Origin of the sequence: Roseiarcus sp., assembly GCF_052145395.1 — a bacterium.
Taxonomy (GTDB): domain Bacteria; phylum Pseudomonadota; class Alphaproteobacteria; order Rhizobiales; family Beijerinckiaceae; genus Roseiarcus.
This window is the reverse complement of record NZ_JBKQOT010000100.1, coordinates 1-11,268: the sequence shown is the minus strand read 5'-3', so window position 1 is coordinate 11,268 and position 11,268 is coordinate 1. Positions and strand designations below refer to the sequence as shown.

General features: G+C 68.7%; 10 protein-coding genes. 6 read left to right on the top strand and 4 right to left on the bottom strand.

Translation table 11 applies throughout. From position 1 onward, the window contains the following. The first annotated feature begins 584 nt into the window (after window positions 1-584). The 5 genes from lipB (at window position 585) to ACLP25_RS03560 (ending at window position 7,805) form a co-directional block, all read left to right on the top strand. On the top strand, window positions 585-1,331 hold the full coding sequence (gene lipB, locus ACLP25_RS03580; RefSeq protein ID WP_442467857.1) for a lipoyl(octanoyl) transferase LipB: 747 nt from the start codon (window positions 585-587) through the stop codon (window positions 1,329-1,331). Between the two features lie 16 nt (window positions 1,332-1,347). After that, entirely contained in the window at window positions 1,348-2,697 is a 1,350-nt protein-coding gene (locus ACLP25_RS03575; RefSeq protein WP_442467856.1) for a hypothetical protein, read from the top strand. A gap of 59 nt (window positions 2,698-2,756) precedes the next feature. After that, complete coding sequence (locus tag ACLP25_RS03570; RefSeq protein WP_442467855.1) at window positions 2,757-4,259, top strand: pyridoxal-phosphate dependent enzyme; 1,503 nt, start codon at window positions 2,757-2,759, stop codon at window positions 4,257-4,259. Further along, a complete protein-coding gene (locus ACLP25_RS03565) occupies window positions 4,256-5,572 on the top strand; it encodes a pyridoxal-phosphate dependent enzyme (RefSeq protein WP_442467854.1) in 1,317 nt (438 codons plus the stop codon). Before ACLP25_RS03570 ends, ACLP25_RS03565 begins: the two co-directional genes overlap by 4 nt. A gap of 190 nt (window positions 5,573-5,762) precedes the next feature. After that, window positions 5,763-7,805, top strand: a complete 2,043-nt coding sequence (locus ACLP25_RS03560; protein WP_442467853.1) for a hypothetical protein — start codon at window positions 5,763-5,765, stop codon at window positions 7,803-7,805. Window positions 7,806-7,851: 46 nt separating this feature from the next. Here the strand turns inward: ACLP25_RS03560 and ACLP25_RS03555 are convergent, their stop codons facing one another. The 4 genes from ACLP25_RS03555 to ACLP25_RS03540 form a co-directional block, all read right to left on the bottom strand. Then, the gene (locus ACLP25_RS03555; protein WP_442467852.1) at window positions 7,852-9,093 is read right to left on the bottom strand and encodes a hypothetical protein; all 1,242 of its coding nucleotides are present in this window, start codon (window positions 9,091-9,093) and stop codon (window positions 7,852-7,854) included. A gap of 148 nt (window positions 9,094-9,241) precedes the next feature. Next, window positions 9,242-9,835 carry a 2-hydroxychromene-2-carboxylate isomerase gene (locus ACLP25_RS03550; protein ID WP_442467851.1) on the bottom strand — a complete coding sequence of 198 codons (594 nt, stop codon included), beginning with the start codon at window positions 9,833-9,835 and terminating at the stop codon, window positions 9,242-9,244. A 153-nt stretch (window positions 9,836-9,988) separates the two neighbouring features. Beyond that, complete coding sequence (locus tag ACLP25_RS03545) at window positions 9,989-10,243, bottom strand: hypothetical protein (protein ID WP_442467850.1); 255 nt, start codon at window positions 10,241-10,243, stop codon at window positions 9,989-9,991. Window positions 10,244-10,440: 197 nt separating this feature from the next. Beyond that, window positions 10,441-10,662, bottom strand: coding sequence for a hypothetical protein (locus ACLP25_RS03540; RefSeq protein ID WP_442467849.1), 222 nt, complete (start codon window positions 10,660-10,662; stop codon window positions 10,441-10,443). Window positions 10,663-10,817: 155 nt separating this feature from the next. Here ACLP25_RS03540 and ACLP25_RS03535 point away from each other — a divergent pair. Continuing rightward, a partial coding sequence (locus ACLP25_RS03535; RefSeq protein WP_442467848.1) for a chorismate synthase occupies window positions 10,818-11,268 on the top strand: 451 nt, incomplete at its 3' end.

The window sequence follows — 11,268 nt, the reverse complement described above, 5'->3', positions numbered from 1 at the left end:
ATGCGCAAACCACATCTCCGACGCACGCTGCCCTTCGGGCGAAGCCGTGCACGCCGCACCCCCGCCAAGACCCTTTCGCGCGACGCCCCAAGCGCCCACGTGGTTTTGGGCCTCCGTCTCTTTCCTTAAAGACAACAACGCCGCGAATATTGCGTCGTCAAGATAAAAAGATGACGGCGTTGACAAATCTTTGTCAAACAGCGCACGAGCGAGTGCGCGCTGGAAATTGTCAGCGTGGCGAACAACTCAAGGGTTGTCTGTTCTCGGGGCGCCACAGCGCGTTGCCTGGCGTGTAGTCGCTGGTTTCGCCGACGTCCCTATAGTTGCTGTTGAGCCCATTATTTCGCGGGGCCGGTTGAGGATCGAAAGGCGCGACGCTGAGAGACGTGAGATGCGCGCCTGTGGTCTGCGAAGTGATCCGCCCGCGCCCCGAAGCCGTCAACGCCGATCGCCTCTTAACGTTCGCGTGAACGGGAACGGGACGCCGACGACCCCGCGACGGGAGTTCGGCCCGTCGCCCGGTTGCGCGAATTTTCTCTCCGCTCTTCGCCTCCCCGCCCCGGTCCTGCTAAGAGGCTGGGCCTATGCCCAATCCTCGTCTCGCGGCCGCCTTCCTCGCTGCGCCCGGCGCGCCGCCTGTCGAGTGGCTCGTCTCGCCGGGCCTCACCGACTACGGCCACGCGCTCGCCGAAATGGAGGCGCGGGCGGAGGCGATCGCGACGGCCGGCGCGCCCGAACGGGTCTGGCTCCTCGAGCATCCGCCGCTCTACACCGCAGGGACGAGCGCAAAAGACGGCGACCTTCTCGACCCGCGCTTCCCCGTCTATCGCGCTGGCCGCGGCGGGCAGTTCACCTATCACGGCCCCGGACAGCGCGTCGTCTACGTCATGCTCGACCTCAGGCGCCGCCGGCCGGACGTCCGCGCCTATGTCGCCGCGCTGGAGGGTTTTTTGATAGGCGCGCTCGCGGCCTTCGGCGTCGCGGGCGAGACGCGCGAAGATCGGGTCGGGGTCTGGGTCGCCCGGCCCGACAAGCCGCGCGCGGCGAACGGCGCGCTCGCCGAGGACAAGATCGCAGCGATCGGCGTCCGGGTGCGGCGCTGGGCGACGTTCCACGGCATCGCGCTCAACGTCGCCCCAACGCTATCGCATTTCTCCGGCATCGTCCCGTGCGGGATCGCGGAAGCCCATTACGGCGTCACCAGCCTCGCCGACCTCGGCCGCGCCGCGACCATGGAGGATGTGGACGCGGCGCTCCGGGCCTCGTTCGAGGCGCTGTTCGGGCCCACGGTTGCGTTTGCAGGGGACGTCCCCCTGCCCGCTTCGGGGTGAGGCGACGCGAGCGGCGATGCTCTTTCCTTCTTACCCAGCGCGCCGGGCCTTCTGGAGCCGCGCCTACGCCCGTCGCCGGCTCGGGACCGAACGCGCGGCACCCCTCGCGCCGCTCCACTACGCGCTCGTCGGCGAGCGTCTCGGCTACCGCCCGAACGGCTTCTTCGATCCGCGCTTCTATCGTGAGCGCGCGTCCTTGAGCGGCGGGGCGAGCGACCTTCTCGGCCAATACCTTTCACGGGCCGACGCGCCTCAGCCGTCGGCCGAGTTCGATCCCGCCTGGTATGTCGGGCACAATCCAGACTGGCGCGCGACCCACCCGCATCCTTTCCTGCATTTCCTGGAGGTCGGCCTGCCGAACGGACGGCGGCCGAGACCCGACATCGACATGGCCTTCGTCCGCGACGTGATCCGCGGCAAGGGCCGGTCGGTTGAGGAGGCCGCGATGCGGGTCTTCGATCCTAAGCCGCGCGACGGCGACATGAAGCCTCCGCTGTGCCGCGAAGAGCTCCGGGCGAGGCAAGACCGATTCTACGCCGACTCGCGCCTGCGGATCGAACGCGAGGTGAACAGGAGCGGCCGCGACCTGCTCGTCTTCGTCCAGTGCGGACGCGGTTTTGACGCGCCCTGGCTCGCCGGCCGACGCGATTACGACGTCCTGCTGAACCACTATCAGGAGGCCGAGCCGAATCCGCGCGCCGACACGCTCGTCTTCCAGGCGGGGACCAAGACGACGGCGATCCGCCGGCTGCTCGCAGAGCGCCCCGACCTTTTGCTGCGCTACGAGGCCGTGCTCTTCCTCGACGACGACGTGGAACTCGGCGCGGCGGACATCGACGCGCTGTTCGCCGCGCTGCCTAGGGAAAAGCTCGACCTCGCGCAACCGGCGCTGACCGCCGACTCCGAATCGGCCTGGCCCTTCCTCAAACGGCCCGACGCGACTCGCGGGTTCTTCCGCGTGTCGACTGTCGAGATCATGGCCCCGCTGATGACCCGCCGGGCGTTGCAGGCTGCCGGCTGGGCGTTCTCGGAGACGGTCAGCGGCTGGGGTACCGACCTCGTGCTCGGCCCGGCGGTCCGCACGGCGTTCGGACCCGACAGCGTCGGGGTGATCGGATCGGTCGCCGTGCGGCACGCCCGCAAGGTCGACATGACCGGCGGTGCCTACTACGCCTATTTGCGCCGCTACGGGATCGATCCGTCGCACGAGGCCAATCGCGTCGTCGCCGACTTCGGCGTCGAGCGTTATCTGCGGCTGCTCGCGCCCGGCGAAGCCGGCCCCATGCTTCGCCTCGGAAGCGACAATCAGAACGCCGAGGCGCCCTCGTGCGGCGATTCGCCGCCAGCGGCGACACGGGGAACCTGATATCGCAACGGTCAGCCAAGTTGCTCGGCAGCGACGAAGACAGCGAAGGGGCGTGAGAGATGGCGCGGCTCGGGCTGGAGACGCATCAGGTCGACGGCGATGTCTACCGGCGAACGCTTCTCCATTTCCGCGATGCCGGCGTCGTCCTGCCGACCTTCGGTGAGCTAAATGATCCGGCGACGATTCCGGCGGCGATCGCTCGCCGCCTCGTCGACGTCGACCCGGACGCGCCCCATCCCATGAACCTCTTTCGCGTCCACTGGTTCAACGACGCCTCCCGTCGAGGCCTCGCGCCGACCCCCGGCGCGATCGAACTCGCGCCGGAGCTGACCGGCTCTCCCGCACGCATCGTGCTCGCGCTCGGCGAGCGATTTCCGATGATTCGCGCCCACAAGGTGCTCGCCGCCTACGGCTGCCTCGCGCCGCGCGTCGTCACCGGCCAGTTCGACCCGACGCGCCACCGCGCGATCTGGCCCTCGACCGGCAATTACTGCCGCGGTGGGGTCGCCATCTCGCGCATCCTCGGCTGCCGCGGCGTCGCAGTCCTGCCGGAGAACATGAGCCGCGAGCGCTTCGACTGGCTCGAGAAGTGGGTCGCCGAGCCTTCCGACATCGTCCGCACGCCGGGCTCGGAGAGCAACGTCAAGGAGATCTACGACGCCTGCGCGGCGCTGGACCGCGATCCGGCGAACATCGTGTTCAATCAGTTCTGCGAATACGGCAATTACCTCGTGCACCGCCTGTGCACCGGCGCCGCCCTCGAGCGCGTCTTTCACAAGTTCGCCGAGGGCCGCCCTCGCGCAAAACTCGCGGCCTTCGTCTCCGCCACCGGATCGGCGGGCACGATCGCGGCGGGCGACCATCTGAAGAGCGCGTATGGCGCGCGCATCGCCGCGGTCGAGGCGGTCGAATGTCCGACCCTGCTCTATAACGGCTTCGGCGAGCACAACATCCAGGGCATTGGCGACAAGCACGTCCCGCTGATCCACAACGTGATGAACGCCGACGCCGTCGTTGGCGTCAGCGACCACGCGACCGACACGCTGCTGACGCTGTTCAACACCGACGAAGGTCGAAAGTATCTCGTCGAGCGGCGCGGCGTCGATCCGGCGCTCGTCGCCGCGCTCGGCGCCTTCGGCATTTCCAGCATCTGCAACATCGTCGCCGCGGTGAAGCTGGCGAATTCTTTCGACCTTGGTCCGGACGACGTCGTCCTGACCGTCGCGACCGACAGCGCGGACATGTACGGCAGCGAGGTCGTGAAGGCGACGAGGCGCTATTTCGGCAACCGTTTCGACGCGGTCGCCGCCGGCGAGACCTGGGGGCGCTTCATGGCGGGCGCGGGCGTCGACCACGTGCTCGAACTCAGCCATGTCGATCGCAAGCGAATCTTCAACCTCGGCTATTTCACCTGGGTCGAGCAGCAGGGCGTGTCGCTCGAGGATTTCTCGGTGCGGGCGAAGCAATCGTTCTGGGACGGCCTTCTCAACCTCGCGCCCGCCTGGGACGCGATGATCGAACGCTTCAATGCGGAGAGCGGCGTCGCCGCTCGGCTCAAGTGACCCGCGAGACGTCAGCCTCGCTGCTCTTCGTCTGCCACGGCTGCGGCGCCGTCGTCGACCCCGCGCGCGCCTTCCCGTTCGCCTGTCCCAACGCGCGCGCGGGCGACGACATCGACCACGTGCTCGTCGCCCCGCGGGAAGCGCCGGACCCCGGCGCCGGAGCCGAGGACGACCCGTTTCTGCGCTACCGGCGCTGGCTTTCGCCCTATCGTCTCGCGCGCGCCGCCGGCCTATCGGACGATGCTTGGCATGACGTCGTCGGCGAACTCGACGAGGCGCTGAAGGCGGTCGATGATCGCGGCTTTCGCCGCACGCCGTTCGTCCGGCAGCCGGCGCTCGCCGCCGCGCTCGGGCTCGCCGGGCCGCTGTGGGCCAAGGACGAGACGCGCAATATCTCGGGTTCGCACAAGGCGCGCCACCTGATGGGCCTGATGCTCTATCTGCGCGTCCTGGAAATCTCCCGCCTCCCCCTCGGGGCGGACTTGCGCGCCCGCAGGCTGGCGATCGCCTCCTGCGGCAACGCCGCGCTCGCCGCGGCCGTGATCGCGCGCGCGGCGGACTGGCCGATCGACGTGTTCATCCCCCCGGACGCGGAGCGAAGCGTCGTGCGACGCCTTCGCGACCTCGGCGCCGACGTCGAAACCTGCATACGCCGCCCGGGCGAGACCGGCGACCCTTGCGTCCACGCCGCGCGCCGCGCAGTCGACCGAGACGCGATCCCGTTCGGCGTGCAGGGACCGGACAATGGCCTTGCGGCGGAAGGCGCGCGCACGCTTGCCTTCGAGATGGCCGAGACGCTCGCCGCCGAGGGCGCCGAACTCGACGTCCTTTATGTGCAGGTCGGCGGCGGCGCGCTGGCCAGCGCGCTTGCACAAGGTTTTGCGATCGCCGCGGGGGTGGGGCTCGTTGGCCGCGTCCCGCGTCTGATTGCGGTACAGGTGGCGGGATGCGCCCCGCTGGCGCGCGCATGGAAGCGTCTCGACGGCGTCGCGCTCGAAAAGGCGGTCCGCAATCGGTCGCGCTTCATGCAGCCGTGGGACAGCGTTCCTGCGAGCCTCGCCCACGGCATCCTCGACGACGAGACCTACGACTGGTGGGAAGTCGTCAAGGCGATGCGCGAGACCGGCGGCGAGGCGGTCGTGGCGGACGAAGTGGCGATTGAGCGGGCGCTCGAATACGTTCGGGCGCACACCGACGTTCGCGCTTCGGCAACCGGCGCGGCCGGCCTTGCCGGCGCGCTCGCGGCGCACGGCGCCCACGGCGCGGCGGCCGCGGTTGTCCTGTCGGGCGTCGAAAGAGGCGCAGAAGGATGAGGCGAGCAGCAACCGTTCTCCCTCGCCCCGCTTGCGGGGAGAGGGCCGGGGTGAGGGGCTTCGCCAAGCTCTATCGCTCCGCGCCGAGCTGCGCCAACCTCAGCCGCTCGGCGCAGCCCCCCATCCGGCGCTTCGCGCCACCTTCTCCCCACGCGCGGGGAGAAGGGAAACCCGGGGCATCACCATAGCCATGGTCCAGCTCTCTCCCGTTCCCTTCGACGTCCAGATCGGCCGCATGTTCCGCGAGCTGGAAGAGAAGCGGTCGGTTTTCGATCTTCCGGCGCAGCGTTTCGTCACGGCGTACCCTGGACGCGACCTTTCCGTCGCCTTCCGCGACCGTCGCGCCGCGACGCCCTTCGGGCCGGCTGCGGGGCCGCACACCCAGATGGCGCAGAACATCGCGCTTTCGTGGCTCGCGGGCGGCCGGGTGATCGAATTGAAGACCGTGCAGGTCAACGACGCGATCGACGTGCCGCGGCCGTGCATCGACATGGCGACCGTCGGCTTCAACGTCGAATGGTCGCAGGAGCTCACCGTCCAGCAGTCGCTCGAGGAATACGTCAAGGGCGCGATGCTGATCGAGATGCTCAAAGCGTCCGGAATCGGCCAGGGCTTGAGCGAGACGGTGTTCGACATGAGCGTCGGCTACGATCTCGCCGGGATAAAGTCGGCCAAGGTGCAAGGCTTCCTCGAAGGCATGCTGGACGCGACCGCGGTCGTCGACCGATTGCGGGCAAAAATCCCGGCGCCGTGGAAGAAATTCCGCGACCTGCCGTTCCCGACCCGCATTTCCGACTCGTTGACCCTGTCGACCTTCCACGGCTGTCCGCCCGGCGAGATCGAAGCGATCGTCACGCATCTCATCGGCGACGTCGGCCTCGACGTCGTGGTGAAACTCAATCCGACGCTGCTCGGCCGCGAAGCGGTCGACGAGATCCTGCACGGCAGCCTCGGTTACCACGACATCGTGGTTCCGGACCGGGCGTTCGCCGAGGACGCGAAATGGGACGAGGTGGTGGAGACCACGGAACGCCTCGCCGCCTATGCGTCGGCGCGCGGGCGCGGCCTCGGGGTGAAATTCTCGAATACGCTGGTGGTCGAGAACAATCGGGACTTCTTCCCGGCGAGCGAGCCAGTGATGTATCTCTCCGGCCCGCCGCTGCATCCGCTGGCGATTGCCCTGACCGCCCGCTTCCGGAGCGTCTTTGGCGACCGCCTGCCGGTTTCGTTTTCCGGCGGCGTCGACGAGGGCAATTTCGCCGACACGGTCGGCCTCGGCCTGAAGCCGGTCACCGTCTGCAGCGACTTTTTGAAGTTCGCCGGCTACCGCAAGGGGTGGCGCTACTTTGCCCAACTCGTCAAGCGCATGGACGCAGTCGGGGCGAAGGACATCGACGTCTTCGTGCTCAAGGCGCACGGCCAGGCCGAGGCCGCGCTCAACGATCTCGGCCTTTCTGAAGAGCGCGCCGCCGCGTGCCGCGCCGCGCTTGCCGGCGGCGATCCGCGCGCCGCCGCGGGCGACGCGTTCGCGGCCTGGGTCTCGGCGGCTCGTGTACGGAACAGCGCCGTGTACGCCGAGCGCGCGATCGCCGACCCCCGCTACAGCGCCGAGGAAAACGCGACGCCGCCGCATAAGGTCGGCAGCACGCTCATGCTTTTCGACTGCCTGGCCTGCGACAAGTGCATTCCGGTCTGTCCCAACGACGCCAACTTCAGCTTCTCGATCCCGCTGGGCGACACCCAGGTCGAGCGCCTCACGCCGACGGAAGGCGGCTGGACGGTGGACGTTGTCGGCGCGCTCAGCGTCGTCAAGCCGCATCAGATCGGCGCCTTCGCCGATGTGTGCAACGAATGCGGGCACTGCGATATCGTATGCCCCGAGGACGGCGGGCCCTACAAGACGAAGCCGCTGTTCTTCGGCAGCGTCGCGGCTTTCGAGGCCGCGCCGAACCGCGACGGCTTCTTCGTCGAAGCGGGCGGGGGTGCGGTCATGCACGGGCGCTTCGGCGGAGAGGTCGTCCGGGTCGAAAGGAACGGCGCGCGCGTGCGCTACAGCGGCGAGGGCTTCGACGTGACCTTTGACCCGAGCGACGTGGCCGGCAGCGTCAGCGGCGCGGCCGACGCGCCGGTCGACCTCACGCGGCTCCGGATCATGCTGCCGATCCTCGACGCTGTCGCCAGTCCACAGGCAGTCAACTTCGTCAGCGCGGCGCTTAAGCGCGGCGCTCCGTAGGGCGGACCTCCGGCCTTCGGGCGGTCCTCGCCGCGCCGGCGCCCATTCAGCAGGCCATGACGCCGTTGAGGACCGCACGGACGTTCACGCGCCTTGCGCCGATCGGGTTCGGGTGGGGCGGGCCGAGGGCGGACGCTCCGCCGGACGCGGACGTCCCCTCCGCGGGCCGACCGTTCGCGGGCGCGGATTCAACGTTTTCAACGCTTTGTCGCGGGTTTCCCGGGCGTTCGATCCGCGGCGCGATTGCCTTCAACGCGTCGGTCCCGGGCTCGGCGCGCTCGGACGCGCGGGCCGGCGCCCGCGCCGCATCCGCGTCGCAGGAGGGTTGGGCCGCGGGCCCGGGCGCAGAATCAATTGTTTCAGAGGGTTGCGGTGGGTTTTCCGGGCGATCGTCGCGCCTAAGCCGGAGGCCGAGCGACGGCGCGTTTCCATCGCGAGCGACCCTCGGATCAGGTCCAGGATCAAGTCCGGGGGGTGGCGATCCAGGGGTCGTCGGGCGCTCGACGTTCTCCTGGATCGCCACGTCGCCCTGCGGGCTCCTCGCGATGACGTCGCCCCTTAGGAGTTCCGGGCGATCGTCGAGCGGGGCGTCGGGCGCAGGCGGAGGTTGCTGGGGCTCGCGAATGGAAGCAAGTATAGGATCTTCCTGCGCCGCCTCCACGCGATCCGCGATTTCCGCCGCCATCGCAACTCCGGGCGCGAAGTCAATCCTTTCAGAGTCTTGCAGAGCGAATTCCGGGCGGCAGAACATTGCCGCGCCGAACGCCATCGCTCTTTCTGCGGGCGCCCCGAACTCCCCGACTGTGATCCGAGGGGGCGGCGCGGGGCGGCGCTTCTCGGCGGCGACGAACCCGTGATAGCGGTCGAGCTCGCGCACGATTCTCACCACCCGGTCGACCGCCTTGAGGTTCATGGTCCCCATGGCGCTGTAGGCCACCAGCAGCGCCTCGTTGAGACGGCTCACCTGGATCGCCACGAATTCTTGCGGTGGCGCCGGCATGCGGCGGGCGAGAATTTCACGGATGATTGCGCGCATCCGCTTCTCGCCCACGCCGATGCGCGCCGCGATCTCGGCGACCGAAACGCCTCGGTTCAGATAGTCGACGATCAGCTGCTCCCGCTTGAATTTTTTGAGCCGCGCCACGCGCGGGTCCGCTGGCGGATCGCCGAGCGCGTCCTCCGGGGTTTTCCGGAGGGGCGGCGTCCCGCCGCCCAAAAACTCGGCGCGCCCGTCCGCTGGCGGATTGCCGGGGGCGCTCGGCGGAACGGCTTCGACACAATCGAACATGCGGCGTGCTCTCCTTCTAGTAAGGACAAAAGTAGAACACATGCGCCGGTATGGCAAGAATTTGTCGCCTTTTCCGTCGGCCGGCTCGCGCGCGAGGGAGGCCGTCCCGCTCTATCCTAACCCAACCGGAGATCGTTCCCGTCGCGCTCTATCCTTTCGCCGCCCAGTCGAGGCCCTGCTCCAGCCGGTCGTCGCCCCAGAAGAGCTCGCCGTCCTCCGTCACGAGGCTGGGGGCGCCGAAAATCCCGATCCCCGCGGCGCGGGCGCATTCGGCCCTGAGCTGCGCCTTCAAGGCGTCGTTCCCGGCGCGGGAAAGAACTGCTTGCGGATCGAGGCCGAGCTCCGCGACGAGCCCGGCGATTCGCCCGCGGTCGGCGATCGAGAGGCCCTCGCCGAATTCGGCCGCATAGACCTTTCGGCTGAATTCGGCGCGGCTCTCGCCTTCGAGGGCGAGGGCGACCCGCGCTGCGAAAAGGCTGTTCTGCGGAAAGGGCTCGGGGCGGCGGAACGGCAGGCCCGCCGCGGCGCAAATGCGCTCGAGGTCGCGCCACATGTAGCGGCCCTTGTTCGGATAGAGGTTGAACGGCGAGTCACGCCAGCCCTGGGCGGCGAAGATCGGTCCGAGCAGGAACGGTCGCCAGACGAGGGCGACGCCGCGCGCCGCAGCCAGCGCCGCGACGCGCATCGCCGCCGGATAGGAATAGATGCTGGCGAACTCGTACCAGAATTCCGCTGCGGCCATGACGCCCTCCATCGCTCAGGAAAGTCGCATGGGCGCCGCGCGGACGAAAGGCCGCTGCACGCAAAAAAAACCGCCCCGTCCGAAGACTGGGCGGGCGCGAAAGGAGGTCGCAAACGACCTCAAGGAGATCCGTGATCAGCTCCGCCCGTCACGTCATTGCGGATTTGCGGCCGGCGCCGCCGGCGTGGCCGCGGCCGGCGCCGCGCTCTTCTTCGCCTTGTGCGACTTGGTCTTGTGCGACTTGGCCTTGTGCGACTTCATCGGCGCCTTGGCCGAGGCGTCGGCCGGAGCGGCAGCCGCGGGCGCGCCGGCGGCGGGCGCCGCATTCTGGTCGGTCTGGGCGAGGGCGGCGAGGGGCGAAAGGGCGAGGGCGGCGCTGAGGCCGATGGCGGCGAATTTCTTGAGCATTGAGAGTCCTCTCTCCGTGTCGGGCTCGTCGGCCCGCGGTTGTTCACGAGGAGAGGTTGCACTCCCGTGGATGAATTGGGGATGAACGGTCGCCTTACGCGAAAGACGCCCCCGCTTTGCGGCCGCGACGCTTATGCGGCTCCCTCCGCCCCATCCGTCCCCCGGACAGGGCGGAGGCCGCCCGCGCGGGAAGAAGCTCACATCTTCTGCTGCATCTCGCCGCTCTTCATCGTGTCCGACTTCATGTTCGTCTTCATCATCGGCTTTTTGTGCATGGTATGATGGTTCATCATCGGCTTCTTCGGCGCCATGGTCTTGTCGGACATGGTCCCGCCGGACGTATCCGTCTGGGCGAAGGCGACGACAGGCGAAAGGGCGAGCGCGGCGACGAGGCTCGCGGCGGCGAAAGCTTTCAGCATAGGATTCTCCCTGGCGAGCCGTTGGGGCTCTGGGTTCCTTCGCTGCAAAAGCGATCGCTGTTACGCGTCGTGGCGAAAGATTGTTCGAAATTCGGCGGCTGCGGCGAGACGGCCCGTTTGACGGGGCGCAAGGCGGACCGCTATGGAGCGGGCCCATGTCGCACAACAGTTTCGGCCATCTCTTCCGGGTCACCACGTTCGGCGAGAGCCACGGGGCGGGGATCGGCTGCGTCGTCGACGGCTGCCCGCCGCGCCTGCCGCTGGAAGCCGCCGACATCCAGGCAGACCTCGACCGGCGCCGGCCGGGCTCGTCGCGCTTCACCACGCAGCGGCGGGAGCCGGACGAGGCGCGCATTCTTTCCGGCGTCATGACCGACGACGCGACCGGGCGGCAGGTCACGACGGGAACCCCGATCGCCGTGTTCATCGAGAACGTCGACCAGCGCTCCAAGGACTACGGCGAGATCAAGGACAAGTACCGGCCCGGTCATGCCGACTACGCCTATGACGCCAAATACGGCATTCGCGACTATCGCGGCGGCGGCCGGTCGTCGGCGCGCGAGACCGCCGCGCGAGTGGCGGCCGGGGCGATCGCGCGTAAGGTCA